Source organism: Streptomyces sp. NPDC006544 (genome assembly GCF_040611715.1).
In the GTDB taxonomy this organism is placed as follows: Bacteria; Actinomycetota; Actinomycetes; order Streptomycetales; family Streptomycetaceae; genus Streptomyces.
The window spans coordinates 1-26692 of the sequence record NZ_JBEXOV010000009.1 but is presented as its reverse complement, the minus strand read 5'-3'; the positions used below and the strand labels follow the sequence as shown (position 1 = coordinate 26692).

The window sequence follows — 26692 nt, the reverse complement described above, 5'->3', positions numbered from 1 at the left end:
TCGGCCGGTGTATTCCGCGCGCAGGTAGTGAGAGCTGACGCCCTGTGATCGCGTTGACGAGCCGAAGGGGGGTGGGCCGGATGATCCGTGCGTACAAGTTCCTCATGCGACCCACCACGGGTCAGGCGATCGCGCTCGGCGAGATGCTGCGCGATCACTGCTCGCTCTACAACGGCGCATTGCAAGAACGCCGCGACGCCTACCGTCACGCCTCGAGGACGAGCATCAAGTACGGGACGCAGTCCGCGCAGCTCAAGGACATCCGGGCCTTCGACCTTGAGCGTCACGGCCGGTGGTCGTTCTCCAGCCAGCAGGCCACCTTGCGCCGTCTCGACAAGGCGTTCGCCGCGTTCTTCCGCCGGGTCAAGTCCGGCGATACGCCGGGATACCCGCGCTTTCGTGGGGTGAACTGGTTCGACACCGTCGACTTCCCCAAGGACGGCGACGGCTGCCGGTGGGACTCCCTCCCCAACCGCGCGACCCGCGTCCGCTTCCAGGGCGTGGGACACGTCAAGGTTCACCAGCACCGGCCGGTGGCCGGCAAGGTCAAGACCGTGTCGCTCAAGCGCGAGGGCAAGCGCTGGTACGTGGTTTTGACCACCGACCAGCCCCAGCCCGAGCCACTGCCCGCGACGGGCTCCGCCGTCGGGATCGACGTCGGGATCGCCAACTTCCTGGCCGACTCCAACGGCGAGTTCGTCCCCAACCCGCGCCACGGCCAGGCCAACGCCCACGCTCTGGCGAAGGCCCAGCGGGCACTCGCCGTCTTCCCCCGCGTCCGCCGCGACAAGCGGACCAAGAAGCACCGCGCCGCCGTCGGGAAAGTCGCCGAGCTGCACGCAAAGGTACGGCGCCAGCGGCTCGACCACGCGCACAAGACCGCACTCCACCTCGTCCGCGTCCACGACGCGATAGCGCACGAGAAACTGTCCATCGCCAACATGGTGCGGGCCCCCAAGCCGAAGCCCGACCCCGACAACACGGACAGCTTCCTGCCCAACGGGGCCACCGCCAAAGCCGCACTGAACAAATCGATCCACGACGCGGGTTGGGGGGTGTTCCTCGCGATCCTCACCAGCAAGGCTGAAAGCGCCGGCCGGAAAATCGTCGCGGTAGACCCCCGCAACACCTCGCGCGCATGTCCCCCATGCGGGCACACCGCGAAGGCAAACCGTCCCACACAGGAGAAATTCCACTGCGTCTCATGCGGCCACACCGCGCACGCAGACACCGTGGGCGCGATCAACGTCTTGAACCGGGCCGGGCTGGCCCGCTGCAACGCCAACACGGCGTAACAGGAAACCCCGCCATTTACGGCGGGGAGGAGTCACGACGCAGGGATCCGAGTCCGCGCCCTCCAGCCGGCCCACCGTCGACACCGTCCTGTCCCGCTTTGAGCGGTGGGCGCGGGACACCCCCGGCGTCCGGGCCGTCGCCGCCGCCCCGCGAGATCCCGGGCCTCGATCCGCAACTGCGGCGCGCACGCGGCCAGGAACGGGGCGTCGTACCCCCAGTGCGCCTTCGACCGCATGACCAGCCCCGACAGCCATTCGGCCTCCCCGGCCCGCGCGGGCCTGAGCTTTGCCATTTCCCGGCCTCCCCGTGTTCCGGCGGCACCGCGTGCGATAGATTCGGCCACCGCGACGACAGGGCACGCGACGTACTTCCTACCCACCCGGAGACGGCTTCTCAATGAGCGACATCATCAACGGACTTGGCCGCACCACCGCATTCGGCGGCGTCGGTCTGGTGCTGCTCATCCTCGGCATCGTGCTGGTGGACGTGCTGACCCCCGGCAAGCTGCCGAAGCAGATCTGGGAAGAGCGCAACCGGAACGCCGCCCTCCTGCTCAGCTCCGCGCTGCTCGGCATCGGCGGCATCGTCTTCACCTCGATCTGGACGACCTACGACGACTTCGGCAAGGGCCTGCTGTCCACCGCGGCCTTCGGCGTCCTCGGCCTCGTCCTGATGGGGGTGGCCTTCCTTGTGCTGGACCTGGTGACCCCGGGCAAGCTCGGCGCCATAGTGGTCGACCCCGAGCCGCACCCCGCCGTGTGGGTGACGGCCTCCTGCAACATCGCCGTGGCGGCCATCGTCGCCGCCTCCATCGCCTGACCGCAGGACAGGGCAGGGCAGGACGGGACAAGACAAGAGCTGGGCACGACGAGAGCGCCGCTCCTTCCCGGGAGCGGCGCTCTCGTCGTGTACCGGGGTGCTGCTTCCCCGTTACGCGAGACCCAGCGCGAACACCGCGAACGAGGCCGCCAGCAGGCCCGCCACCGTCCTGCGCACCGCCGAGACCTTCGTCCACGGCTGCTCGAACCGCCGGGCGTACCGGGCGATCCCCACCAGCAGCGCCCCGAACACCGGCATCCACGCCAGCCGCGCCACGATCCACCCCAGACTGTCCGGCGCCGTCGTCAGCCCCGCCAGCTCGCCCACGAAGGATCCGGGCACGGCGGCCGCCAGCATCGCCGTCTGGTGCCAGCACAGGATCGTCATCGCGCACAGGTTGATCACGACCACCGGCGCCCACAGCGCCGGCCGGGCCAGCAGCCGCGCCAGCCGGTCGCGCAGCAGGATCGCCGCCCCCGACTGGGCCGAGGCCAGAGCCAGCACCAGCAACGACGGCGGGTGCGAGTTGGTGCGCGCCTCACCCGGTACGCCGACCATCGACGCCGGGTAGTGGAAGACCACGAGCAGGACCGCGAACAGCGCGCCGCCGCCCGCGAGCAGCAGCCACGCCCCGCGCCGGCCGATCCGACCCTCGCCCCAGGACACGCCCAGCTGGTAGGCGAAGAGCCAGCCCGGCAGGATGTTCACCAGCGCCAGCCAGCTCGGCACCGAGTCCGCGAAGGGCCCGTAGCGCAGGAAGTCGACGAGTGCGACCGAGGCGAGCAGCGGAGCCGCCGCCCAGCCGCCGAGCCGGTGTGCGGCCCGGACGCAGTACGGCGTCAGGGCGGTGACCGCCACGTACACCCCGACGAACCACAACGGCTGGATCACCAACGTGGCCCCGGTCCGCAGCGTGACCTCCGGCACCCCGCACAGGTACAGCACGGGCGCGGCCAGCGCCCACACCGCCGTCACCCCGAGCACCGGCCGCCCCAGCCGGGCCGTGCGGCCCTTCAGCCAGGCCCCCGTGGAGCCGGCGCGCCGCCGGAAGGAGAGCACCGAGGCGTAGCCGCCGACCAGGAAGAAGATGCCGAGCATCTGGAGCACCCAACTGGCCGGAGCCAGGCCGCCGAAGGCGGAGAGGGGGCTGGCGTTGCGCAGGGCGCCGTCGGAGTCGAGGGTGAAACCGCCGAGCAGCCAGTGCCCGGTGGGGACGGCCAGCAGGGCCAGGGCCCGCAGTCCGTCGACGGCCCGGTCGCGGTGGGCCGGGGTCTTCGCTTCGATCCGGCCGGCGGTCGCCCGCGCCTGGGTGAGGAGGTTCATCGGTTCTCTCCCGTGGCGATCGCGGCGAAGGCCTTCAAGGACTGGGTGCCGGGGGTGAAGTAGCCGGTGTGGCCGGCCACGTCGGCGGCGGGGATTCGGCGCGCCCCGAAGGCCGCCGAGGTGGGGTCGGCTCCGTGGCCGAGCCCCGCGAACTCGACGTTCGGCACGTTCGAGATCCAGTCGCGGGGCCCGCGGGCCGCCCAGACACGGGCGCTGGTGTGCAGTTCCCGAACGGTGTCGGCCTGCATGCCGGGGGAGCCGAAGACCACGATGTCGGTGGCGTCCGTGTGCCGGGCCGCGAGCCCGCAGACCACCGAGCCGTAGCTGTGGCAGAACAGCACCGGGTCGGGAGCGCCGACCGCGTCGAGGCCCTCGGTGAACCGGGCGAGCCGGCCGGCGCCGGCCCGGGCGAGCCGCCCGTTGGCCACGTCCAGTCCGACCCCCACGGGAGTGGTGTAGCCGGTCCACGCGATGACGGCGGTGGCGTCCGGGACGGCGGAGCGCAGGGCCCGCGCCATGCCGGCCGGACCGGTGTAGGGGGCGCGCCCGCGGTCGTATCCGGCGGCGTCGTTGTCCGAACCCGGCACGATCACCGAGACGCGCGAAGCCCGTCCCAGGTCCCCGAACACCTCGGCGACCTGGCCCCGCCCGCGCGGGTCGAAGGCCAGGATCTGCCGGCCGGGCGCGGCGAGGGAGGCGAAGCGGGCCTCGCCGGTCGCGAGCACGGCCAGCCGGTTGGCCTCGTACCTGAGGGGGATCGGGGCCCCGTCGAGATTGCCGACCACCAGCGGGTGGGACCGTACGAGGCCTTGCTGCCACGCCCCGTCCAGCCCGGCGAAGAACCGTGCGACCTCGCGCGGGGACGCGCCCGCCGGATCCGGCACCGGCTGCCCGGGCACCGCGGCGGCCAGCCAGGACGCGGCGCCCGGCGGCGGGCCGGTGACCGCCGTCTGGGTGTCGGCGGAAGCCCATCCCGCGGTACCCGTGACGACGGCCACCGCCAGTGCGGCCGTGACCAGTGTCCTTGCGAAGCGGCGCATGCCCCTTCTCCTCTCCTCGTGACGAGGAGGAAGGTAAGAAGGAGATACCGGTGGGGGCGTCGCACCGGGGAGCCAACCCGGATGTCATACCCCGGTAGGGGGTGGAGGAGAAGGAGGCGGGCGGATCAGGCGCTGCGCGCGTCGCCCGGACGCACCAGCCCCGCCTCGTAGGCGAAGATCACGGCCTGGGCCCGGTCCCGCAGGTCCAGCTTGCCCAGCACCCGGCCGATGTGCGTCTTGACCGTCTGCTCGGCGAGCACCAGATGGCCGGCGATCTCCTGGTTCGACAGCCCGCGCGCGATGAGTTCCAGTACCTCGGTCTCACGCGGGGTCAGGCCGTTCAGCCGCAGCGCCGGGTCCTTGCGCGGCGCCGGCCGCCGCTCGACGAAGTCCGCGATCAGCCGCCGGGTCACCGACGGTGCCAGCAGGGCCTCGCCCGAGGCGACTACCCGGACCGCCGCGATCAGATCCGCCGGCGGTGCGTCCTTGAGGAGGAACCCGGAGGCTCCCGCGCGCAGCGCCTCGTACACGTAGTCGTCGATGTCGAAGGTGGTCAGCATCAGCACCTTCGGCCGGTGCACCACCCCCGGCGGGGGGTCGAGGAGCTCGCGGGCCGCGCTCAGCCCGTCCATCTCGGGCATCCGCACGTCCATCAGCACCACATCGGGATGGACGGTACGGGAGACCTGGATGCCCTGGCGGCCGTCGGGCGCCTCGCCCACCACGTCGATGTCGGCCTGCGCCGACAGCAGCGCGGCGAATCCCGCCCGCACCATGGCCTGGTCGTCGACGATGATCACCCGGATGGTCAACTGGCTTCCTCGTCCGTCTCGTTCGGGGGCAGAAGGGGCAGCCGGGCGGCGACCCTGAAGCCGCCGTCGGGCATCGGGCCGGTGTCCAGCGTCCCGCCCGTCAACCGTACGCGCTCCCGCATGCCCACCAGACCGTGCCCGGTGCCCGAGGTCTCCAGGGCCACCACCGCGTCCCGTGCGGGACCGTTCACCACGAGGACGAGCACCTCGTCGGCGTCGTAGGTCACCGACACCCGGGTCGGCGCCCCCGGGGCGTGCCGCACCACGTTCGCCAGGGCCTCCTGCACGATCCGGTACGCGGACAGGTCCACGGCCGGCGGCGCGGCCTCCGCGGCGCCCGCGGCCAGCGACAATTCCACCGGCTGCCCGGCCCGTACGGTCGCTTCCACCAGCTGTTGCAGCTTCCCGAGCCCCGGCTGCGGCGCCAGGTCGCGGCCGTTCGCCTCGTCGCCGCGCAGGACCGTCAGCAGCCGCCGCATCTCACCGAGCGACTCCCGCGCGCTCGCCGCGATCGCCGTGAACTCCTCCCGTACCGGCTCCGCCATGCCGGGCAGCCGGTACGGCGCCGAATCCGCCTGCACCGTGATCACCGACATGTGGTGGGCCACCACGTCGTGCAACTCCCGCGCGATCCGGGCCCGTTCCTCCAGCAGCGTGCGCCGGGCCCGCTCGGTCTCGCTGATGCTCTCCTGCTCGGCGATCTTCTGACGCGCGTCCCCGAGTCCGCGCAGCGCCCCCGTCAGCGCGAGCACCACCCCGCTCAGCACGAACAGCAGCGCGACGGTGTTGATCACCTCGGGCGGATGGAAGAAGCCCAGTACGACTCCGGCCGCGCCGGTCACCAGCCACACCCCGATCAGGGTCCGGATGGACTCGCGCAGGCCCAGACAGACCATCAGCACGAGGTAGCCGATGATCGCCATCGGCGTCCACGGCCAGGCGTGCCCGGCCACCCGGTCCGCCTGGGTCAGGACCACGGCCCCGACGACGTCGGCGCACAGCATCAGCGCCCACGCGGGCAGCGGCCGGGTCACGGCGAGCAGCAGCGGCACGGTCTGGGCCACGCCGAGCGCGCCGGCCCAGCCTCCGCCCGCCACGTAGGCGGTGGTCAGCACCACGATCGTGACCGGCAGCAGCGTCACCACGCACACCGCGGCCACGGCGTACGGCAGCATCCGCTGCCACATCCGGGGCGCCTGAGCGAACAGCGGCTCGGCCGCCCGCGCGGGCGTGCGGAGCGCCACCGCGAACTGGCCCAGGGAGCGCGGCGTCCGCGTGGCGGCGCCGCCGGTGGCCGCGGCCTGGGCGGACGGGGATCGGAATCGGGCTCGGTCGCTCATGATCGGTCCACCTTATGCACGGGTGATGCCGCCCGCCGCGCACCCGCGCGCCCGGCATAGACTGCGCCGGGCCCGACGGCCCGGCACGGCACACGCATACGGCATACGGCATACGGCACGGCACGGCACGGCGGGGGAGCGGGTACCTATGGGCGGCGCGGTCGCGCTCGAGAAACTGATGCCGGTCGTCCTGGCCTTCGGAGCCGGCGTGCTGCTCGCCCGCCGCAAGGTGGTGCCCGCCGAGGCCTCCAAGGCGTTCGCCGACTACGCCTTCCTCTTCGCCGTCCCCTGCTACCTGTTCGGCAACATCTACGCCGCCGACCTCTCCGCCCTCTTCGACTGGCGCGCCATCGGCGGCTACGCGGCGGCCGCCGCCCTCGCGGGCTGCGCCCTCGCCTTCGCCTCGGCCCTGGCCGGCCTGCGGGATCCCCGCGACGTCGCGCTGCGCGTCATGGCCGGGGTCCAGGTCAACACCGCCTACTTCGCCGTCCCCGTCTTCATCACCTTCTTCGGGACGGCCGCCCCGATCTTCCCGGTCCTGCTCTTCCAGGTCTGCGTCCTGTCCCTGGTCGTCATCTCCGTCATGGAACTGGGCCGTTCCGGTCCGGGCGCGGGCGGCCCCGCGCGGCGGCTGGCCCGAGCGGTCGGCTCCTCCCTCGCCACCCCGCTCGTGCTCGCCTGCAACGCCGGGATCCTCCTCAACCTGCTCTCCGTTCACGTCCCCAAGGTGGTGCTGGACGGCGCCGCCTTCGTCGGCGACAGCGCCTCCCCGGTGGCCCTCTTCGCCCTCGGCCTCCACCTCGGCGGCATCGGCCTCGACGTCCGGGGCACCACGCGCGAGGAGCTCGCGCTCATCGGGTTCAAGTGCCTGGTCTTCCCCCTGCTCGCCTGGGCGGTCTGCGGGGCGCTGTTCGGGGTACGGGGCGAGTGGCTGACGTACCTCGTGCTGATCGCGGCGATGCCGACTCCGCAGAACCTGTTCATCTTCGCCCAGCGCTACGACGTCGGAGTGGACCTCTCCGCCTCCGTCGTGATCAAGAGCTCGGTGGTGTCCCTGCTGCTCCTGCCCCTCTGGCTGCCGACGGTGGCCCTGGCCTCGTAGGCACGTCGCGGCGGGCCCGCCCGGGCCCCTTCGTTCCCCCGGCGGGCTCCGCTCGTTGATCCGGCATGGAGCTGCCGACCCTTGCGGCGCCCGGAGTCGGGGAACAGGCCGACACCGTGGCCGATGCCGCCTGCCACCTGTACGACACCGTCGCGCCCTGGGGGCACGCCCCGCCCGGGGGGTGGAGCCGGACGGCCGCGGAGGACGCCGCCGAGGCCATCGAGACGGCCGCGCACGCCCTCGCGTACGCGCACCCGCGCGCCGAGGTGATCCTCGCCCCGGTCCACACCGCCCTCGCGGACCTGCGCCGTCAGCTCGGCCTCGCGGCCGCCGAACCGCTCACCGGCGACGGGCTGCCGGCGACCCCGCGGACGGTGGGCAACCCGCGCCGCACCCGCTGGGAGCGGGTGCTCATGCCACCTTTGCCCCGGCAAGAGCCGTCTCGTACAGCTTCCTGACGTCGGGACCGAAGTAGGAGCTGTAGGAGGTGTCGGCGGTGTCCCCGCCCGTCTTCCAGCCGCCGATCACCCCGACCACGTCGCCGGTCTCGGTCCGCTCGTCGAAGCCGGTCAGGAAGGGCCCGCCACTGGTGCCGCCGGGATAGCCGGTGCAGTCGATCCGCAGGAAGGATCCGGGGATCCCGGGATCGGTGCTGGTGAACTTCGTCGTCCGGTTCACGCACAGCCGCGGCCGGGCGGCCGAGGCCGGGTAGCCGATGAGCGACACCTTCTTGTGCGCGTACGTGGCACCCGTGACCAGGCGGTTGCCGCCCACCACGTCCTCCACCGGGAACCCGTCGGCGTCCGGGCCGACCTGGGCGAAGGCCACGTCGAGGGTGGCGCCCCGGTCCGCGCCCAGCTGCCGGTAGCGCGGGTCGATCCACACCTTGGAACGGCCGGCCGCGTTGCGCAGGATCGGGAACATCCCGTACGGCTGCGGGTTCCCGGCCGTGTACTGCGGTACGAAGGCCACCTGCCGGGCGTCCGTCCCCAGCAGGCAGTGCGCCGCGCTGAGGACCAGGTCGCGGCCGGGGGAGGAGACCACGCTCGCGGTGCAGAAGTACGCGCCGCCACCCTTCATGACGAACATGCGGCCGACGACCGGGATGCCGTCGAAGTCCTGCCCGGTGCCGTTGTTCGCCGCCGGGGCCCCGCCGCGGCTGATCGGCACCGCCGACGCCATCCGGTCGGGCGTCCAGAAGGTCTCCGCCTCCCGGGCCGACCACCGCCCGGTCTGCGTCGGCACGTTCCCGGCCTGGGCCACGGGCAGCGGTCCGGCCGGCAGCAGCAGGGCGGCCGTCGTCGCCGCAACCGTCAACGCACGTCGCATTTCCGTCTCCTCTTCGTCTTCGCTGGAGGGGGATGGAGCAGGGGCCGGGGCGCCGCCGCGCTCTCGCGGGCAGACCTCCGGGCCAGGGCACTAGAGGGCCTGGGGGAAGCGGAACAGGCGGTCCGGGTCGTAGGTGCGCCGGACCTCTTCGAGACGGGCGAGGTTCGGCCCGTAGTAGGAGGCGCGCCAGCCCGTCAGCTTGGGGTCGGCGTAGTTCTGGTAGGCGGCTCCGCTCGCCCAGGGGCGCAGGTCCTGCCAGAGCCCGTCGAGCCAGCCCTGGTGGCGGGCGATGTCCGCGGCCGGGGCCGTGCCGGGCCAGTAGACGAGGTACTGGGCGAGGAAGCCGGCGGCGCGGTGCGCGAAGGCGGTCGCCCCGGCAGGGAGCCGGTTCAGGGCGCCGCCGCAGACCCCGTCGAACTGCACGACCCCCAGCCCGCCGCGGGGCACGCTCCCGGCATAGCGCCGGACGGCCGCCAGCACGGTCCCGGCCGCCTGCTCGGTCAGTGCGCGCGGGGCCCAGAAGTCGGAGCGGGCGGCGTAGGAGTCCCGGCCGAGCCGGCCCCGGGGATCGTGTCCGGGCAGGGAGCCGGGGAGGCGGCATTCGGCGGGACCGAGGTCCAGGCACCCCGACAGGGACCGGATGGTGTCCCCGTAGCCGCGGACCACGATCCAGCTGTCCCGGGGCGGGCGGCCCACCAGGTCGGACAGCCGGGTCAGCTGCCGCTCCAGCTCGGCGCGTCCGCCGTCCAGGCAGAGCACCCGCAGTGCTGGGGCGCCGACCGGGCCGCCGTCGACGACGTACTCCACCTGGCTCCAGAACGGATCGGGCAGCTCTTCCAGCCAGCGCTGCCAGCCGCCCAGGACGGCGGCGGACTCGGCGGGGGACCAGTGCAGCTCGGCGAAGGCGCAGTCGGCGACCGGATGGGCGCGGAACCGGAATCCGGTGACCACCCCGAAGTTTCCGCCCCCGCCGCCGCGCAGGGCCCAGAACAGGGCCGGATCGTTGTCGGCGTCGACTTCGCGGACGGTGCCGTCGGGGGTCACCACGGTGGCCCCCGTGAGCTGGTCGGACGTGGCCCCGTAGGACCGCGAGGCCAGGCCCAGTCCGCCGCCGAGGGTGAGTCCCGCGATGCCGACGGAGGGACAGAGCCCCGTCGGGACGGCCAGCCCCCGCGAGGCGAGGGCGGCGTTCACCTCCCCGAGCCGGGCGCCCGCCCCGATCCGTACCTCGGTCCCGGCGGCCGCGGTGGCCGCGGTGGCCGCGGAGGCCCGGGAGGCCCGGGAGGACGCGGCGGCACCGGAGCTCCCGGAGGCCGCGGCGGCACCGGACACCTCGGCCATCGCCCCGACGTCGATGACGAGGCCGCCCTCCCGGGTGGACCAGCCGGCGTAGCCGTGGCCGCCGCCGCGCGCGACCACCGGGACGGCCGAGCGGCGCGCGAAGTCCAGGCAGGCGGCCACGTCCCCCGGGTGGGCCGGGTAGGCCACGGCGCCCGGCCGGACCGTGTCGTAGCGGGGCTGGAAGAGCTGCCGGGCCTCGGCGTAGTCCGGGTCCCCGGCCGTCACGACCCGGCCGTCGAGGGCGCGGGCCAGGGCCGCGTGGTCCGGGCCCGCGCGGCGGGCCGTCGCACCGACCGAGGCGAGTGCGCCGGCGGTGGCGCCCGCGAGGACCTGGCGGCGGTGGAGGCTCATCCCTCCTTCCTGCCACCGCCGGACACGTTCGGGGCGAAGGCGGGCCCACGGGAGCCGAGTTGCCCCCCGAACGGCGTATTCCCGGAGTCGGGCCGTCGGCCGGCCGACGAGGCCAGCGGGGAAGTGCGTGTCAGGCCGGCTCGGCCCCGGCTGCCTTCCGGGTCAGCAGGAAGCCCTGCGGGGACCTCTCCTGGGCGTCCGGCTCCCGGATCAGGCGGGCGACCTCGGCCAGACCGGCGTCCGCCAGCAGCGCGGCGACGTGCTCGGGCGGGGCCCCGTACACGTCGAGCTCGACCGGATGCCCGTACGCGTGTTCCAGCCGGATCTTCTCGTCGCCCGTCTCGAACGCGATCAGCGCGTACCCGCCGGGGGCCAGTACCCGCGCGAACTCCGCGAACAGCGGGGAGAGTTCGGAAGGCGGTGTATGGACGGTGGAGTACCAGGCCAGCACCCCGCCCAGCACCCCGTCCGCCACGTCCAGCGCGCCCATCGAGCCGACCTCGAACCGCAGCCCCGGATACGACCGGCGGGCCACCGCCACCATCGCGGGGGACAGGTCGACGCCGAAGGCCCGTACGCCGAGCCCGTCGAGGTGGGCCGTCACGCGGCCCGGACCGCAGCCGAGGTCCGCGACCACCCGGCCGCCCGACGGATCCTCGCCGCGCACGCACTCCGCGAAGGCGGCGAGCACGGCACGGTCCAGGGGCTTTCGCGCCAGTTCGGTGCTCAGCAGGCGGGCGTAGTCGGCGGCGACGGCGTCGTAGGACGCCCGGACGGTGCTCAGGTGCGAAGTCGATGCCATGCCCCCGGACAGTAGCCCGCCGGCGCCGCGGGACCCGGGCCGGATCAGGAAACCCCCAGCGGATTGTCCAGCCCGGCCCACTGATCGCCGGGCACGCCGGGGCTCAGCCGCATCAGGGCCAGCGCCTTGGTGGGCAGCGGGCCGGTCAGGAGCGCCTCGGTGTCGGCGGTGCGCGCGAGGCCCGGCGCCGCCGCCGCGAGGTCCGCACCGAGGGCGGCGGCCGAACCCGCCGTGGAGCCGAGCGCCCCGGCGACCAGGGAGCCGAAGAGCTTGCGCCGCAGGGCGGTCACGTCGTCGGTGATCAGGCGGCCGGACAGCGGCGGCACGGGCAGGCCGTGGCGGGCGAGCCGGGCCGGGCTGATGCGGATGTCGGCGAGGTCGCGGTAGACCAGGCGCACGGGGGCGCCGTCCGCCGCGAGGACGACCAGCAGGTTCTGCCCGTGGGCCTCCAGGGCCACCCCGAGGTCCAGGACCCGCAGGCACACGGACAGCGCGAGGCGGGCGAAACCGGCCCGCCAGGGCGCGGAGCGCGCGTACGGGGTGAGGGCGAGGGCGGCGACGGGCAGGACGCGCTCGCCCGCGCCGGTGTCCGCGTACGCCTCGGGCGGTTCGCGGAGCACGGCGGCGAGGTCCGGGGTGCGCGCGGTGACGGCGCCCAGGGTGCGGGTGATGTGGAGGCGGCCGTCGAGCCGTTCGGCGAGGCGCTGCGCGAAGGCCGAGACGGCGGCGGCCGTCTCGACGGAGTAGACGGAGATGTCGCGCACCGAGGAGGTGAGGCGGGTGCTGAGCGCGGTCTTCACGTGCGGGCCGCCGTCGGCGGGGGAGAGCGTGCGCAGGGCCATCAGCGGATGCGCGTCCGGTCCGGGCCGCAGTTCCCGCCCCGGCGGACCCCCCTGCTTCACGACGTGCTCGGCCTGCCAGGGGTGGACGGGCACGAGGATGCGCCCGGCCTCCCGCCAGCTCTCCGGCCAGTCCCCGGCGACCAGGCACTCGCCCGCCGGTACGACGGCCAGCCCGAGCGGGACCGACGGCCGGTGCTCGGGCGCGTACGCCAGCTCCTCGGCGACCGTGAACCCCGGGCGGGACCGGCAGTTGGGGTGGTACGGGTGCCCGTCGACGACCCGCTGCTCCCAATCCCAGGTGGTCCGCGGCTCGGGGTCGAAACCGGCCGGCTGCCCGGCCCGGGACAGGGCGAGGGAGGCGGTACTGCCGTCGAGCTCGGCGGCGAACTCCTCCCCGTGCGCCACCCCGAGCGCCGCCACCAGCCGCGCGGCGTGCCGGTACGGGCGGCCGTCGAGCAGCAGTTCGGTGACGTAGGGCGCGGTGGCGTACGGATCCGGGTGCGGCCCCTCCAGCCGGGCGCCCGAGGCGAGCCGGAGCGCCAGGCCGGCGGAGCCCCGTTCGACACCCTCCACCCACGGCAGGGGCTCACAGGCGAGTGCCCGCCACAGCCGGGTCAGCACGGCGGCGCGGGCACCGGGGAGCGCGGCGGCGTACGCGGGTCCGAGGCCGGGGCGGATTCCGGCCGGTGCGGCCAGCTCGGCGGCCACGGCTTCTTCGGCCGGGGTGTCGGGGAGGTGCATGCTGGGGCGCAGGGTCCGGTCCTCTCGGATGGCGTGGTGATCAGTTCATCATCGCGGATACTGAAGATCACGGCCGGTGGTCCCGTCCCGCGGACCACCGGCGTACCGGAATGACCGAATGGAAGCAGTGGACCTCAACTCCGCCGACGATGCCCGCCCCGCCGACGCCGACGCCGACGCCGACGCCGCGGCCGACGCCTACGCGGCCGCCCCGCTGCTGAACTGTCTGCTCAGGGAGGCGGCCGAGCGCACCGGGGGCGGTGAGGGCGCCGATCGCTCCTACCGGCTGCTGGGCAGTGGCAGGCTGCTGCGCGTGCGCGCCGGGCGCCGGCCCGAACGTCCCGAGCTGCGCACGGCGGGCGCCTGGCACCCGCTCAGCCATACCGAGCTGGTCAAACTCGTCTCCGACGAACTGCGCCAGTACACCGGGGTGTCCAACGACGAGCTCCCGGTCGAGATCGCCGACAGCCGGGAGACGGTGGCCGCGCTGCTGGCCGCCCGCGCCGCGGCCGAGCCGCCCGTGGACCCGTACGTCCGCTCCGAACAGTCCCTGGTCATGGGCCATCCGCACCACCCGGCGCCCAAGGCCCGGGGCGGCGCGCCGGCGGCGAGCTGGCTGCCCTACGCCCCCGAGGCGTTCGCGCGGTTCCCGCTCGTCTTCCTGGGGCTGCGGGAGGACCAGGTGGTGGAGGAGGGCGGACCGGGCGCGGCCGCCGCGATCGACTCGCTGGCGGCGGCACGGGGCGGGCCCCGCCCGCCCGCCGGCTACCGGCTGCTGCCCGCCCATCCCTGGCAGCTCGAGCTGGTCGGGGCCCGGGGGGCGGTGCGCGAGGCCTTCGCGGACGGGCGGCTGCTGCGGCTGGGGACCGGCCGGCAGCCCGTCTGGCCGACCGCCTCGGTCCGCACCCTCTACGTGCCCGGGGCAAAAGAGCCTGACGAGGGCGACGCGGGTGCGGGCGGTGCTTTTCGGGCCGGTGCCGGCGGCGCTTCCCGGGCCGGTGCCGGCGGCACGGCCGGCGGCGACCGCGCGGGCGACGGGGCGGGCGACCTCTTCGTGAAGTTCAGCCTCGACGTACGGATCACCAACGACGTGCGCCGGCTCTGGCGCCACGACCTGCTGAAACTCCGGCGCACCGACGCGGCGGTCGAGGCGGGCTTCGAGGAGCTGCGCCGGACCGGCTCGAGGGCCGCCTGGCTTCCCGACCGGGGTTACCGTACGGCCGCCTTCGCGTTCGAGGAGCTCGCCGTGCTGGTCCGCGACGGTCTGCGGCCGCACCGGGAGCCGGGGCTCACGCCGCTGCTGGCCGCCGCGCTGGCGGAGGGGTACCGGGGCAGCCCGCTCGCGGGCACGTCCGACCCGGCCGGATGGTGGCGGGCGTACCTGCGCCAGGTGGTGCCGCCCGTGCTGCACCTGTTCGCCCGGCACGGCATCGTCCTGGAGGCCCACCTCCAGAACACCCTGGTCGCCGTCGACGCCGCGGGCGTACCGGCGCAGGCCCTCTTCCGGGACGCGGAGGGCGTGAAGCTCCTGCCGGACATCGAGCGCGGGGCCGCCTGGCAGCGCCTGGTCTACTGCCTGGTGGTCAACCACCTGACGGAGGTGGCGGGAGCCCTCGCGGCGTGCCATCCGGAGGCGGCCGCGGGGCTCTGGCCCGCGGCCCGCGCGGAGTTCCGGCGGTTCGACGCCGCCCGCGGTCTCCCCGAGATCGCGGCCCTGCTGGCCGCCCCCACCCTCCCGGCCAAGACCAACCTGCTGCTGCGCTGGACCCGCGCCGACGGCGCGGACGCCCGCTACCTGCCGCTTCCCAATCCGCTGCACTGCTGAGGGGGAGTGCGCTTTTGGCCAAACCGGTCCGGAATCCGGATACCTGGGGCCTGAGAGGTATAGACCAATGCTACGTTGGTCGGGCAGACCGCGCAGTCCTTGACCACCCGTCAGAGGAGAAGCCATGCCCTCCCCTTCGCGGGGCGGCGGCCCGGCCGTCATGCCCAAGTACCAGCGGATCGCCGCAGCGTTGCGGCAGGAACTCGACCGCACGGCTCTCGTTCCCGGCGGCAAACTGCCCTCCGAGCGCAGTCTGGCCGTCCGCTACCAGGTCAACCGGCAGACCATCCGCGCCGCCCTCCAGCACCTGCGCGACAGCGGCCTCGCCGTCACCGGCCGCCGGGGCACCCGGCCGGCCCACCAGCACCAGGTGCCGGAGCGGACGCAGGGGCCGGACCGGCAGCCGGCGCCCGCGTTGACGTCGGGGCCCGCACCGACGACGGCCGCGCCCGTGTCCCCGCCGACGGCGCCCGACCCGGGCCCCACGCAGGACTGGCTCACCCTCGTCACCGTGGCCCCCGCGCTCGCCGACCAGCTCGGCATGACCGGCGGCGAACGGACCCTGGTCCACCACCACCGCGAGAACGGGCCGGGGGGCCAGACGCGGCGGCACGCGGTGACGTACCTCTGCCCGCGCACCGTCGCCGAGAGCCCCGAACTCGCCGGCTACCGCGAGCGTGCCGCGGCGGGCGTGAGGGACGAGGACCTGCGCCCCCTCCACCTCTGGCTGGAGCGCACCACCCAGGCCGGCCGGATCGCCGAGACCATCACCATGACCCGGATCACCTTCCCCCGGGCCGCGGCCCCGGCCGGTGGCGGCCTCTCCGTACGCCGCACCCTCTACGACGCCGCCGGAAGGCTGCTCGCCGTCACCGATCTGGCCTTCCCCGCCTGGGACCGGCTGACCTTCGACCGGACCCATCCCGTGAACGGCTTGCGGGTGACATAGGGGCCCGGGGCCCTCCCTGGGCCGGGCCCGCAGCCGTCAGGACCCGGTGTGGATGTCCCCGGAGGTGGTGGAGGTGATGACCGCCCGACGGCCGAGGTCGCCCGGCGGGATCCCCGGATGGTGGCCGCCCGGCCGCCCGGCTCCCGGGGAGACCCCGAGGGCCAGCCGCGAGACGATCCGGTAGCGGTCGCCCCGGTAGACGGAATGCACGTACTCCACGGGGCGGCCGGTGGAATCCGTGGTGAGCCGCTCGATGAGCAGGGCGGGGGAGAGCGGCGGGACGTCCAGCAGGCCCGCCTCCGCCTCGTTCGCCACGGTCGGCTCGATGGACTGCCGCGCCTCGTGCACGAAGACGCCGTGGTGGTTGCGCAGGTGCTCGTAGAGGTCCCCGGCCTCCAGCTCCGCCGGGCTCAGGCTGGGCACCAGGGCGGCCGGGATGTGCAGGTGTTCGATCGCCATCGGGGCCCCGTCCACCAGCCGGAGCCGGGCGACGTACAGCAGCTGCGCGCCCGGCGAGATCCGCAGCCGACGGCCGATGCGGGCGCCCGCCGGGACGGTCGAGTGCTCCAGGACCCGGCTGGACCAGTGCCCCGACGCCTGGCGCATGGCGAACGCCGCCTCGTCGGAAGCCAGCTCCTGGGTGATCTTGGCCGGGGCGACGAACATCCCGCGCCCGTGCTCCCGTACGAGGGCGCCCGTGGCCACGAGCTCGTCGACCGCCGCACGCAGGGTGGGCCGGGAGACCTCCAGGGTGGCGCACAGGGTGCGTTCGGAGGGGATGGCGTCACCGGGCCGGCGGATGTCGATGAGGCCCAGCAGGTGCTCGCGGACCCGCTCCCGCTTGAGAACCGCCCCCGAGGGGTGCGGAGAGCCGGACGCGTCCTTCTCCATGGTCCGCTCCACATTCTTCCGGTCACCTGTCCAACTGGTCATGCCCATCTAACCACTCGGACGCGGGGGGCTGCGAGGTGTCCGCCAAAACTCATGGGTACGTTCGGGGTTGACGGCGCACGCGGGCCGTGTCACCTTCTAGCCACTCAGCTAACCAATTGGTCAATTGGTCAACCCGCCGTCTTCCCGGGGGAGTTGGCCCGCGACCAGGTGAGGAATCCCCGACGCCGTGTCCGCCGCCGCTGCCCTCCCTCCCGACCTCGGGCTCGTCCCGCGCCCCGACGCGCTCACCGTCCAGCCCGGCCGCTTCGCCCTGGACCGGCACGACGGCCTGCGCGCCGGACCCGGCGCCGAGGCGGCGGCCGCACTCCTGCGCGAACTGCTCACCCCCGCGACCGGATCGGCCCTGGGGCCGAGCCCCGACGGCCGGATCGCCCTCCTCCTGGATCCCGCCGAGGCCGGCCTCGGCGCCGAGGGGTACGTCCTCACCGTCCGTCCCGACGCCGTCCTGCTGCGGGCCGCCCGCCCCGCGGGGCTGCTCCACGGGGTCCAGACCCTGCGCCAGCTGCTGCCGTCCGAGGTGCTGGCCGCCGGGGGCCCGCAGCCCCGTACGGCCGCCCCCGGCTGGTCGCTGCCCTGTGTGCGGATCACCGACCGGCCCCGGTTCGCCTGGCGCGGAGCCATGCTGGACGTGGCCCGGCACTTCCAGCCCGTGGCGTACCTGCGTCGCTTCGTGGACCTCCTCGCCCTCCACAAGCTCAACGTCCTGCACCTGCACCTCACGGACGACCAGGGCTGGCGGATGCCCGTCGCCGCCCGTCCCCGGCTCACCGAGATCGGCGGCCGCCGAGCCGAAAGCGCGGGGGACGGCACGCCGCACGAAGGGGCCTACACCCGGGCCGAGCTGGTGGAGCTCGTCGCGTACGCGGCCCGGCGCGGGGTGAGCGTCGTCCCCGAGATCGAGATGCCCGGCCACGCCCGCGCCGCGCTCGCCGCTTACCCCGGACTCGGCAACCGGCCCGGCGTCCGGCTGGAGCCGTGGACCCGCTGGGGAGTCTGCGAGAACGTCTTCGGGGTCCACGACGCGGTGCTCGACTTCTGCCGGGACGTCCTGGACGAGGTCGCGGACGTGTTCCCCGGGCCGTACGTCCACGTCGGCGGTGACGAGTGCCCCACCGTCGAATGGGAACGCTCGCCGGCCGCCCGTGCACGCATCGCCGCCGAGGGACTGCCGGGGCCGGGAGCGCTCCACGGCTGGTTCCTGGGAGCCGTCGCCGCACACCTGGACCGGCTCGGACGCCGGCCGCTCGGCTGGACCGACACCGGCGGCGAACTCCCCGCGGAGTTCACGGCCCTGGCCTGGCGTGACGCGGAGCACGGACGCGCCGCCGCACTGCGCGGCCACGACGTGGTCATGGCCCCGTACCGCTCCACCTACCTCGACTACCCGCAGTCCGCCGACCCCGGCGAGCCACGCGGTCAGGACGGAGTGCTCGACCTGCGCGGCGTCTACGAGAACGAGCCGGTCCCCGCCCACTGGGAGCCCGAGGCGGCGCGCCGCGTACTGGGCACCCAGGCGCAGCTGTGGACCGAGTACGCCCGCACCCCGGCGGAGCTCGAGTACCTGGCCTTCCCGAGGCTGTGCGCCCTGGCCGACACCGCCTGGTCGGCGCACCGCGACTGGCCGCACTTCCGCCGCCGGCAGGACCACCACCAGACCCGGCTCGCCGCCCTCGGCGTGCGCGGCCGAACCCCGCACCCCCCTCTGCTCATCCCGTGATCCCCCCCACCCCGAGATCCCCCCCACCCGAGAGGACGCAGCATGCGAACGCTCCGAACCGCCGAGGTCCCCCGAGGCAGCCGAACCGGCAAGCGCCGTACGGCCCTTGCCCTGGCCGCGGCCCTGACCGCCGGACTCGGCTCGGCGGCCCTGACCGCCCTGCCCGCGACCGCCGCGGCCGACTCCGTCAAGGTCCAGTACCGCACCAGCGCCACCGGGGCCACGGCCGACCAGGTGGAGCCCTGGTTCAAGGTGGTCAACAACGGCGCCGCCGCCGTCTCCCTCGGCCAGGTCACACTCCGTTACTACTTCAAGGCCGACGGTCCGGACACCCAGTACCGTTACGCCTGTTCCTGGGCGGTCAAGGGCTGCGCCGACATCACCGGCACCTTCGGGACCCTGGCCCACCCCACGGCCACCGCCGACCGCTACCTGGAGATCACCTTCGCCGCCGGCGCGGGCACCCTCGCGCCCGGCGCCGACACCGGCGACATGCAGCTGCGCTTCTACCGCGCCGACTGGCAGCCGCTGCGGCAGTCCGACGACTACTCCTTCGACGGGTCCCGCACGGCGTACGGGGACTGGGACAAGGTGACCGCCCAGCTGGGCTCCACCACCGTCTGGGGCACCGCGCCGGGAGGCGACACCCCGGACCCCACGCCCACGCCGACCGGCCCCACCCCGACCCCGACCGACCCGGGACCGGCCGGAGCCACCCTCTTCGACGACTTGACGTACACCTCGTCCACGGATCCGGCGATCGCGGCCCACGGCTGGAGCGTGCGCTCCAACTCCGGCGGCCCCGGAGTCCCGGGAGCGGCCTGGTCGCCGGAGAACGTCACCTTCGCGGCCGACGGCGGCAACTCCATCATGAACCTGGAGACCTCCACGGCCGGCTCCGGAGAGAGCACCAAGCAGACCGAGGTGCTCACCAAGGCGACGAAGTTCAAGAACGGCACGTACGCGGCGCGCGTGAAGTTCTCCGACGCGCCGAAGTACGGCCCGGACGGCGACCACCTCGTGCAGACCTTCTTCACCATCAACGACCTCAAGGCCCCGATGGCCGACGACTACGCCGAGTACGACTTCGAGTACCTCCCCAACGGCGGCTGGGGCGAGCCCTCGGACATCCTCTACACCACGTCCTGGGAGACGTACCGCCCCGACCCGTGGGAAGCCGTCAACCAGCACACCGAGTCCCGGACCAGCTACGCGGGCTGGCACGACCTGGTGCTGACCATCGACGGCAACGCCATCACCTACTTCATCGACGGTCGGGTCTTCGGCACGCACGACGCCGGGTACCTGCCCGAGCGCCCGATGTCGATCAACTTCAACCAATGGCTGATCGACCTCAATGGCCAGCCCGGATCCACGCCCCGCGCCTACGACCAGAAGGTCGACTACGTCCTGCACGTCAAGGACCAGGTGCTCACCCCGGCCCAGGTCGCGGCCAAGGTGGGGGCCTACCGCACGGCGGGCACGGCCTTCGTGGACACGGTCCCGGGCGCCTGACCGGCCTTCGCGAGGCGGGGGTGCGCCGCGGGCCCGCCGGCCCGCGCCGCACCCCCGGGTCACGCGTCCGCGAGCGGCCCGTGACCGCTCAGAACCGGAGCGCCCAGCCGTCGAGGTAGCCGGTGTATCCGGCCCAGGCGTCGAACACGCGCAGTTTCCACACCCCCGCCGCCGTCTCCGAGGAGGCGTCCACCGCGTACAGAGCGACGAGGTCGCTCTCGCCCCAGCCCGTGTACTCGTCCTTGACCGGGTACACCGACCCGTCGGGTGCGATCAGGTCGATCCGCAGTTCTCCGGAAGCCGGGTGCTTGACGTACAGCTCCACCTCCAACTGGGCGGGCGCCCGGCCCGGCACCCCGCTGACCGTGATCGGCGACTCGACGGTCTCCAGGTCCCCGACCGGGAGGTCGGTGGTGTTCGCGAAACGCTTGCCGGGCACCCGGTTCGGGGTGCTGCCCACGTAGAGGGCGCGGTCGGGCGAGCCCGGTCCGGCGTCGAGCACGGCGCCGGTGGAGGCCGACGCCGTCAGGGCGGCCGCCACCTGGGGCGGGGTGGCGGTGCGGTGGTCCGAGAGGTAGAGCGCCGCCGCACCGGTCACGTGCGGGGTGGCCATCGAGGTGCCGGACATGACGGTGCTCCATTCCTCGTCCCAGTAGACGGCCGAGGTGATGTGGTCGCCGGGGGCGAACAGGTCCGGGGCCGAAGTTGGAGTAGGAGGAGCGGGCGTCGTGATCGTTGGCCGCCCCGACCGTCAGGGCCTGGGAGACCCGGGCCGGCGAGTGCCCCGAGGCGTCCATGCCCTGGTTGCCCGCGGCCACCACGTAGGTGATCCCGGAGGCGATGGAGCCGCGCACGGCCGCGTCCAGGACGTCGTCCGGATCCCCGCCCAGGCTCATGTTCGCGACGGCCGGCTTCACCGCGCTGCGGGTCACCCAGTCGATCCCGGCGACCACCTGCTCGGTCGTGCCCTCCCCGGACCGGTCGAGCACCCGGACGGCCACCACCTTCGCCTGTTTGGCCACCCCGAAGGTGGTGCCGGCGACGGTCCCGGCGACGTGCGTGCCGTGCCCGTGCTCGACCTCGGCCTCGAAGTCGTCGTCGATCGCGTCGTAGCCGTAGGAGGCGCGCCCGCCGAAGTCCTGGTGGCCGATGTTGATCCCGGTGTCGATGACGTAGGCGGTCACGCCCTGTCCCGACGAACTCGGGTACGTATACGCCTCGTCCAGCGGCAGCCGGCGCTGGTCGACCCGGTCCACGCCCCACGACGGCGGGCCCGGCTGGGTGGAGTCGAGCCGCAGCGTGCGGTTCTGCGCGACCTGGGCGACCGCCGGGTCGGCGGCGAGCCGCCGGGCCTGGCGCTCGGTCATCCGGGCGGAGAAGCCGCTCAGTGCGGAGCCGTACGTGTGCCGGACCGTCCCGACGTACCGTGCGAGGAGGGACGGGCCGGACGCCGTACGGGCCTGTGCGCGGGCCGGATCGAGGACGACGAGGTAGCTGCCGGGGACGCCCTTCCCACAAGGGTGCCGGGGTGACGCCCGGGGGTACCGGGGGCGATGGGGCGCAAGAGGGGGAACCGAGCCTCCCGCCCTGGGGTCTTTCTCCGCCGAACCCTCCCAGGTCACCCCAACAGAATCCTTATACGTACAGGTGGGCCCGGTGCGAGACCGAGCTCACAGACGGGGGGAACCGTGCGAGCGCGGCGCGGACGGGGGGTCCCTCCTCTCCCCTCCCTCTCCCCGGGCGGGCGACGCGAAAGGGCCGTGACCTCGGCCACATGCACCGCCGCGGACGCCGCATTTCCCCGCGCCGCCGTGGGGGAGTGACCGACGACTCACCGCGCTCAGCGCGCCCGGCTGATGTGCAACCGGAACGGGAGCGGGCAACAAATGTGGCCCGGGCCCGGCCGGTTGGGATGCGGAGCCGGGGCTGGGGATGGAATGCGGAACCGGCTAAGGTGGACGACCATCAAGGTCACGCGCCGCAAGCCGACCAGCCCAAGGAGCGACACCATGCTGATCCCCGCACAGTTCTCCCATACCGCCGGCCCCCGCACCGGACCGCTCGCCGGCCCAGCCGCCCGCGCGGCCGCCGAGCCGTCGACCGGCCCCGCACCGTCCGTCCCCCTGCCCCGGATCGACGAACCCCGCGAGGTGGCCCCGGCGGACGCGCGCGAGCTGTCGAGACTGTTCTTCCGACGGCTGCGCGAAACCACCGAAGGCACCGCTGAGCACCGCTACGTCCGCGACACGCTCGTCGAGATGAACGTCTCGCTCGTCCAGTTCGCCATCCGCCCCTTCCGCAGCCGCAGCGACGGCGGCGACCTCGAAGACCTCCTCCAGGTCGGCACGATCGGCCTGATCAAGGCCATCGACCGGTTCGACCCGGACCGGGAGATCGAGTTCTCCTCCCTCGCGATGCCGTACATCAGGGGCGAGATCAAGCGGCACTTCCGCGACACCAGCTGGGCCGTCCGCGTCCCCCGCCGGCTCCAGGAGCTGCGCATCGACCTCGCGAAGGCGAAGGAGGGCCTGACCGCGCTCCTCGACCGGCCGCCGACGGTCGCGGACCTCGCCGCACACCTCGACCTCACCGAGGAGGAGGTCATCGAGGGCATCGTCGCCTCCAACGGCCACACCAGCGGCTCCCTCGACGCCCTCCAGGCAGACCACGGCGACGGCCGCACCGACGGCCACTCCCTCGCCGACACCATGGGAGCGGAGGAACCCGCCCTCGAGCACGTCGAGAACATCCAGAGCCTGGCACCGCTGCTGGAACAGCTCAGCGACCAGGAGCGCCGCATGCTGTCCATGCGCTTCGGCGAGGAGCTCACCCAGGCCCAGATCGGCGCCGCCCTCGGCATCTCGCAGATGAAGGTCTCGCGTCTGCTGACCCGGGTCCTCGCGCATCTGAGGACCTCCATGCTGGCCGACGCGGACCAGGACGGAGCGGGGGCCGCGCAGGAAGCGGAATCAGGCCCGGAGGGTGCGTCCCGGGGCGCGGGCGGCGGCGTACCCAAGTGACATGACTCACTTCACTGTTTGCGCGGGTTAATGCAGGGCAGTAGCGGCCCTGGAGCGGACCCGTCCGCCGGCCGACACGGCCGAAGCGCGGGCGACGGGCGGATCCCGTCGCGCTCCATGGCCCGCCGGCCGCACGTATGCCACGCCGGTGGGCCGTCCCCCGTACGACCCGTGAGGTGTATGTGTCCACGCTCATAGCCGAGCACGTGTACAAGGTGTTCGGCAAAGGACCCGACAACGGCCCGGCCGTCGCGAAGGCGGTGGGCGCGCTCGAGAGCGGCGCCACCGACCGCGACCGGTTGCGCGCCGAGGGTACGACCGCCGCGGTGATCGACGCCTCCTTCCGCGTCGAGCCCGGCCAGATCTTCGTCGTCATGGGTCTGTCGGGATCGGGCAAGTCCACCTTGCTGCGCATGCTCAACGGACTGCTGGAGCCCACCGCGGGACGCATCCTCTTCGACGGCGAGGACCTCACCGCGCTCTCCGCGCGCGAGCTGCGCCGGGTTCGCTCCACCAAGATCAGCATGGTCTTCCAGCACTTCGCGCTGTTTCCGCACCGAAGTGTCCTGGAGAACGCCGGCTACGGCCTCGAGGTCCAGGGCGTCCCCCGGGCCGAGCGCGAACGGCGGGCCGCCGAGGCGCTCGCGCTGTGCGGGCTCGGCGGCTGGGAGAAGTCCTGGCCCGACGAGCTCTCCGGCGGCATGCAGCAGCGCGTGGGCCTGGCCCGCGCCCTGGCCACCGACGCCGAACTGCTGCTGATGGACGAGTCCTTCAGCGCGCTCGACCCGCTGATCCGCAGGGACATGCAGGACCAGCTGCTCGAACTCCAGCAACGCCTGGGCAAGACCATCGTGTTCATCACCCACGACCTCAACGAGGCGATGCGGCTCGGCGACGGCATCGCCGTCATGCGCGACGGCCGCATCGTCCAGCAGGGCACGGCCGAGGACATCCTCACCCGTCCCGCCGACGACTACGTCGCCTCCTTCATCCAGGACGTGGACCGCTCGCGCGTGCTCACGGCCGACGCCGTCATGACGGACGACGCGGGGGACCGGGCCGTCTGTGACTGCCCCACCGTCGACGCCGACACCCCGCTCGCCGACCTGTGCGCCGTCAGCGCCCGCGTCCCGCATCCCGTCCGCGTCACCGACGCGGACGGCGCCGTCGTCGGCTCGGTCCCGCAGGACCGCCTGGTCGCCTTCATCGGCGACGAGCGACGATCCCCCCTGCACTGCGAAGAGGTGGCCGCGTGATGCCCCGCCTGCACCTCGGCGCCTGGGTCGACAGCGGTGTCGACTTCCTCCAGAGCCACCTGTCCTGGCTGTTCGACGCCATCAGCTCCGTCGTCACCGGGCTCTACGACGGCATCGAAGCCGTGCTGTCCGCGCCGAACCCGCTGCTCCTGGCCGGCGTACTGGCCGTGGCCGCGTGGTGGCTGCGCGGGCTGCTCGCCGCGCTGCTCGCCTTCGCCGGCTTCGCGCTCGTCGACTCCGTCGGGCTGTGGCCCGACGCCATGTCCACGCTCGCACTGGTCGTGGTCGCCACCCTGGTCACGCTGCTCTTCGCGATCCCGCTGGGCATCTGGGCCTCACGCTCCGACCGGGTCAGCGCCGTGCTGAAACCCGTACTGGACTTCATGCAGACCATGCCGGCCATGGTCTATCTGATCCCCGGCATCATCTTCTTCGGGGTCGGCGTGGTCCCCGGCATCATCGCCACGATCATCTTCTCGCTGGCCCCCGGCGTCCGGATGACCGAGCTCGGCATCCGGCAGGTCGACGCCGAACTCGTGGAGGCCGCCGAGGCGTTCGGCACCACCCCGCGCGACACCCTCGTACGGGTCCAGCTCCCGCTGGCCCTGCCCACGATCATGGCGGGCATCAACCAGGTCATCATGCTCGGCCTGTCCATGGTCGTCATCGCCGGCATGGTCGGCGGCGGCGGCCTCGGCGGCGCCGTCTACCGCGCCATCGGCAGCGTGGACATCGGCCTCGGCTTCGAGGCGGGCATCTCCATCGTCATCCTCGCCATGTACCTGGACCGCATGACCGGGGCGCTCGGCCGCCAGGTCTCCCCGCTCGGCCGCCGCGCCCTCGCCAAGGCGCGCTCCGCCGCCACCGGCACCGCCAAGGTGTGGAGCCACCGTCCGCAGCCCGTCTTCGCCGTGGCCTCGGCCGTGGTGCTGTCCCTGGTCGCCGGCGGCCTCGGAGTCTTCGGAGACTCCGGGAAGTCGCAGGTCAACGCGGCCGCCGGGGCCGGCGCCGCGAACATCGGCAAGGGCCGCAAGGTCAGCATCGGCTACATCCCGTGGGACGAGGGCATCGCGTCGACCTTCCTCTGGAAGGAGCTCCTCGAGCGCCGCGGGTACGAGGTCGACGCCCGGCAGCTGGAGCTCGGCGCGCTCTACACGGGGCTCGCGGGAGGCCAGGTCGACTTCCAGACCGACTCCTGGCTGCCGGTGACGCAGGCCGAGTACTGGAAGAAGTACGGGAACGAGCTCGACGACCTCGGCTCCTGGTACGGACCCACCTCCCTGGAGCTGTCCGTCCCGTCCTACATGAAGGACGTGAAGTCCCTCGCCGATCTGAAGGGCAAGGGCGGGGAGTTCAAGGGCCGGATCATCGGCATCGAGCCCAGCGCGGGCGCGATGGGGATCCTGAACGACAAGGTCCTCCAGGAGTACGGCCTCGACGGGGAGTACAAGGTCGTCGACGGCTCGACCCCGGGCATGCTCGCCGAACTGAAGCGCGCGTACGAGAAGAAGGAGCCCGTCGCGGTCGTGCTGTGGTCGCCGCACTGGGCCTACTCCACCTACGACTTGACGAAGCTCGCGGACCCGAAGGGCGTATGGGGCCAGGGTGACGGCATCCACAACATCGCCCGCAAGGGCTTTGCCGAGGACGAGCCGAAGATCGCCCAGTGGCTCTCCTCGTTCAAGCTGACCGAGGCCCAGCTGACCGGTCTGGAAGCGGAGATCCAGGAGTCGGGCAAGGGCAAGGAGCAGGAGGCCGTGCGCACCTGGCTGACCGAGCACCCCGAGGTCGACAAGCTGGCGTGAGCCGGGTCCGGGCCCGAGCGGGTTCGTGACCGGGGCGCGTGGTGACAGGTGGCCGGCGCGCGAAGGACCCCTTACGGTCCTTCGCGCGCCGGCCACCTGCGTACGGCGGCGCTGACCAGCCGGAACCCGGGCGGATTCACCCGTGCGGACAGGGGTCCGTCCATGGCACAGTGCGAGCAGCCCCGCCGCACGACCAGGGAGTCTCCATGCGCGATCCGCACTCCACGCCGCTCGCGGCCGCCCCCGACTGCCGGCCGGAGAGCGGCGCGCTGCCCTGCTGCCCGGTGTGCGACGGCGCACCGGAACGCATCTCCTGGCGTCAGCGCCCGGGCCGGCCGGTGGTCCTGGTCTTCGATCCCTGCGGTCACCGGCACACCTCGCCGACGGCGCCGGTCCTGGCGGTCGGCGGCGCGGACCGGGCGGGCGGGCCGGGCCCGGCCGGCGCCCCCCCCGCCCGCGCGCTCGCCCGGGGGGCCTGGGCGCCCCCCAAACAGCACACCAACACCATCTGCG

20 protein-coding genes and 2 pseudogenes are annotated in these 26692 nt (G+C 73.6%); 12 read left to right on the top strand and 10 right to left on the bottom strand.

Features of this window, described 5'->3' with window-relative positions; genetic code table 11:
• Positions 1-80 precede the first annotated feature (80 nt).
• Positions 81-1295, top strand: a complete 1215-nt coding sequence (locus ABZY44_RS06740; RefSeq protein ID WP_356650630.1) for a transposase — start codon at positions 81-83, stop codon at positions 1293-1295.
• Positions 1296-1692: 397 nt separating this feature from the next.
• Positions 1693-2115: a DUF350 domain-containing protein gene (locus ABZY44_RS06735; protein WP_356650627.1), complete on the top strand. Its 423-nt coding sequence runs from the start codon at positions 1693-1695 to the stop codon at positions 2113-2115.
• Between the two features lie 111 nt (positions 2116-2226).
• On the opposite strand, the gene ABZY44_RS06730 is transcribed toward ABZY44_RS06735, so the two are convergent.
• The 4 genes from ABZY44_RS06730 to ABZY44_RS06715 all read right to left on the bottom strand — a co-directional run bounded on the left by ABZY44_RS06730 (position 2227) and on the right by ABZY44_RS06715 (position 6630).
• Positions 2227-3438, bottom strand: a complete 1212-nt coding sequence (locus ABZY44_RS06730; RefSeq protein WP_356650625.1) for an acyltransferase — start codon at positions 3436-3438, stop codon at positions 2227-2229.
• The gene (locus tag ABZY44_RS06725) at positions 3435-4478 is read right to left on the bottom strand and encodes an alpha/beta hydrolase (protein WP_356650622.1); all 1044 of its coding nucleotides are present in this window, start codon (positions 4476-4478) and stop codon (positions 3435-3437) included. Before ABZY44_RS06725 ends, ABZY44_RS06730 begins: the two co-directional genes overlap by 4 nt.
• 125 nt (positions 4479-4603) lie before the next feature.
• The gene (locus tag ABZY44_RS06720) at positions 4604-5290 is read right to left on the bottom strand and encodes a response regulator transcription factor (RefSeq protein ID WP_356650620.1); all 687 of its coding nucleotides are present in this window, start codon (positions 5288-5290) and stop codon (positions 4604-4606) included.
• Positions 5287-6630, bottom strand: coding sequence for a sensor histidine kinase (locus tag ABZY44_RS06715; protein ID WP_356650618.1), 1344 nt, complete (start codon positions 6628-6630; stop codon positions 5287-5289). Before ABZY44_RS06715 ends, ABZY44_RS06720 begins: the two co-directional genes overlap by 4 nt.
• A gap of 148 nt (positions 6631-6778) precedes the next feature.
• Here ABZY44_RS06715 and ABZY44_RS06710 point away from each other — a divergent pair, with 148 nt between their 5' ends.
• A complete protein-coding gene (locus tag ABZY44_RS06710; protein ID WP_356650616.1) occupies positions 6779-7732 on the top strand; it encodes an AEC family transporter in 954 nt (317 codons plus the stop codon).
• A gap of 65 nt (positions 7733-7797) precedes the next feature.
• Positions 7798-8190, top strand: coding sequence for a hypothetical protein (locus ABZY44_RS06705; protein ID WP_356650614.1), 393 nt, complete (start codon positions 7798-7800; stop codon positions 8188-8190).
• On the opposite strand, the gene ABZY44_RS06700 is transcribed toward ABZY44_RS06705, so the two are convergent.
• The 4 genes from ABZY44_RS06700 to ABZY44_RS06685 all read right to left on the bottom strand — a co-directional run bounded on the left by ABZY44_RS06700 (position 8144) and on the right by ABZY44_RS06685 (position 13138).
• A complete protein-coding gene (locus tag ABZY44_RS06700) occupies positions 8144-9061 on the bottom strand; it encodes a serine protease (protein WP_356650612.1) in 918 nt (305 codons plus the stop codon). The two genes, ABZY44_RS06705 and ABZY44_RS06700, sit on opposite strands and share 47 nt — an antisense overlap.
• 90 nt (positions 9062-9151) lie before the next feature.
• Complete coding sequence (locus tag ABZY44_RS06695) at positions 9152-10753, bottom strand: FAD-binding oxidoreductase (protein WP_356650610.1); 1602 nt, start codon at positions 10751-10753, stop codon at positions 9152-9154.
• Positions 10754-10883: 130 nt separating this feature from the next.
• Positions 10884-11555, bottom strand: coding sequence for a class I SAM-dependent methyltransferase (locus ABZY44_RS06690; RefSeq protein WP_356650608.1), 672 nt, complete (start codon positions 11553-11555; stop codon positions 10884-10886).
• A 44-nt stretch (positions 11556-11599) separates the two neighbouring features.
• Positions 11600-13138, bottom strand: coding sequence for an IucA/IucC family siderophore biosynthesis protein (locus tag ABZY44_RS06685; protein WP_356650606.1), 1539 nt, complete (start codon positions 13136-13138; stop codon positions 11600-11602).
• A gap of 118 nt (positions 13139-13256) precedes the next feature.
• Between ABZY44_RS06685 and ABZY44_RS06680 the strand changes: the two genes are divergently transcribed.
• Positions 13257-14963 (top strand): IucA/IucC family protein, encoded by a 1707-nt coding sequence (locus ABZY44_RS06680; protein ID WP_356650604.1) that lies wholly within the window; start codon positions 13257-13259, stop codon positions 14961-14963.
• A 124-nt stretch (positions 14964-15087) separates the two neighbouring features.
• A complete protein-coding gene (locus ABZY44_RS06675) occupies positions 15088-15912 on the top strand; it encodes a GntR family transcriptional regulator (RefSeq protein ID WP_356650602.1) in 825 nt (274 codons plus the stop codon).
• A gap of 36 nt (positions 15913-15948) precedes the next feature.
• On the opposite strand, the gene ABZY44_RS06670 is transcribed toward ABZY44_RS06675, so the two are convergent.
• Positions 15949-16803 carry a GntR family transcriptional regulator gene (locus ABZY44_RS06670; RefSeq protein ID WP_356650600.1) on the bottom strand — a complete coding sequence of 285 codons (855 nt, stop codon included), beginning with the start codon at positions 16801-16803 and terminating at the stop codon, positions 15949-15951.
• 229 nt (positions 16804-17032) lie between these two features.
• Between ABZY44_RS06670 and ABZY44_RS06665 the strand changes: the two genes are divergently transcribed.
• Positions 17033-18583: a beta-N-acetylhexosaminidase gene (locus ABZY44_RS06665; RefSeq protein WP_356650598.1), complete on the top strand. Its 1551-nt coding sequence runs from the start codon at positions 17033-17035 to the stop codon at positions 18581-18583.
• A gap of 42 nt (positions 18584-18625) precedes the next feature.
• Positions 18626-20098: a cellulose binding domain-containing protein gene (locus tag ABZY44_RS06660; RefSeq protein ID WP_356650596.1), complete on the top strand. Its 1473-nt coding sequence runs from the start codon at positions 18626-18628 to the stop codon at positions 20096-20098.
• Positions 20099-20186: 88 nt separating this feature from the next.
• On the opposite strand, the pseudogene ABZY44_RS06655 reads toward ABZY44_RS06660, so the two are convergent.
• A pseudogene (locus tag ABZY44_RS06655) lies at positions 20187-21282 on the bottom strand (S8 family serine peptidase).
• 825 nt (positions 21283-22107) lie between these two features.
• Between ABZY44_RS06655 and ABZY44_RS06650 the strand changes: the two are divergent.
• The 4 genes and pseudogenes from ABZY44_RS06650 to ABZY44_RS06635 all read left to right on the top strand — a co-directional run.
• Positions 22108-23118 (top strand): SigB/SigF/SigG family RNA polymerase sigma factor, encoded by a 1011-nt coding sequence (locus ABZY44_RS06650; protein ID WP_356650594.1) that lies wholly within the window; start codon positions 22108-22110, stop codon positions 23116-23118.
• 137 nt (positions 23119-23255) lie between these two features.
• Positions 23256-24374, top strand: coding sequence for a betaine/proline/choline family ABC transporter ATP-binding protein (locus ABZY44_RS06645; RefSeq protein ID WP_356650592.1), 1119 nt, complete (start codon positions 23256-23258; stop codon positions 24372-24374).
• Positions 24374-26179 (top strand): ABC transporter permease/substrate binding protein, encoded by a 1806-nt coding sequence (locus ABZY44_RS06640; RefSeq protein WP_356650590.1) that lies wholly within the window; start codon positions 24374-24376, stop codon positions 26177-26179. Before ABZY44_RS06645 ends, ABZY44_RS06640 begins: the two co-directional genes overlap by 1 nt.
• A gap of 206 nt (positions 26180-26385) precedes the next feature.
• A pseudogene (locus ABZY44_RS06635) lies at positions 26386-26692 on the top strand (hypothetical protein); the annotation flags it as partial.

Coding starts and splice junctions, on each gene's coding strand:
- ABZY44_RS06740 (WP_356650630.1), top strand. CDS start 81: ATGATCCGTGCGTACAAGTTCCTCATGCGACCCACCACGGGTCAGGCG.
- ABZY44_RS06735 (WP_356650627.1), top strand. CDS start 1,693: ATGAGCGACATCATCAACGGACTTGGCCGCACCACCGCATTCGGCGGC.
- ABZY44_RS06730 (WP_356650625.1), bottom strand. CDS start 3,438: ATGAACCTCCTCACCCAGGCGCGGGCGACCGCCGGCCGGATCGAAGCG.
- ABZY44_RS06725 (WP_356650622.1), bottom strand. CDS start 4,478: ATGCGCCGCTTCGCAAGGACACTGGTCACGGCCGCACTGGCGGTGGCC.
- ABZY44_RS06715 (WP_356650618.1), bottom strand. CDS start 6,630: ATGAGCGACCGAGCCCGATTCCGATCCCCGTCCGCCCAGGCCGCGGCC.
- ABZY44_RS06710 (WP_356650616.1), top strand. CDS start 6,779: ATGGGCGGCGCGGTCGCGCTCGAGAAACTGATGCCGGTCGTCCTGGCC.
- ABZY44_RS06705 (WP_356650614.1), top strand. CDS start 7,798: ATGGAGCTGCCGACCCTTGCGGCGCCCGGAGTCGGGGAACAGGCCGAC.
- ABZY44_RS06700 (WP_356650612.1), bottom strand. CDS start 9,061: ATGCGACGTGCGTTGACGGTTGCGGCGACGACGGCCGCCCTGCTGCTG.
- ABZY44_RS06695 (WP_356650610.1), bottom strand. CDS start 10,753: ATGAGCCTCCACCGCCGCCAGGTCCTCGCGGGCGCCACCGCCGGCGCA.
- ABZY44_RS06690 (WP_356650608.1), bottom strand. CDS start 11,555: ATGGCATCGACTTCGCACCTGAGCACCGTCCGGGCGTCCTACGACGCC.
- ABZY44_RS06685 (WP_356650606.1), bottom strand. CDS start 13,138: ATGCACCTCCCCGACACCCCGGCCGAAGAAGCCGTGGCCGCCGAGCTG.
- ABZY44_RS06680 (WP_356650604.1), top strand. CDS start 13,257: ATGGAAGCAGTGGACCTCAACTCCGCCGACGATGCCCGCCCCGCCGAC.
- ABZY44_RS06675 (WP_356650602.1), top strand. CDS start 15,088: ATGCCCTCCCCTTCGCGGGGCGGCGGCCCGGCCGTCATGCCCAAGTAC.
- ABZY44_RS06670 (WP_356650600.1), bottom strand. CDS start 16,803: ATGGAGAAGGACGCGTCCGGCTCTCCGCACCCCTCGGGGGCGGTTCTC.
- ABZY44_RS06660 (WP_356650596.1), top strand. CDS start 18,626: ATGCGAACGCTCCGAACCGCCGAGGTCCCCCGAGGCAGCCGAACCGGC.
- ABZY44_RS06650 (WP_356650594.1), top strand. CDS start 22,108: ATGCTGATCCCCGCACAGTTCTCCCATACCGCCGGCCCCCGCACCGGA.
- ABZY44_RS06645 (WP_356650592.1), top strand. CDS start 23,256: ATGCCACGCCGGTGGGCCGTCCCCCGTACGACCCGTGAGGTGTATGTG.
- ABZY44_RS06640 (WP_356650590.1), top strand. CDS start 24,374: ATGCCCCGCCTGCACCTCGGCGCCTGGGTCGACAGCGGTGTCGACTTC.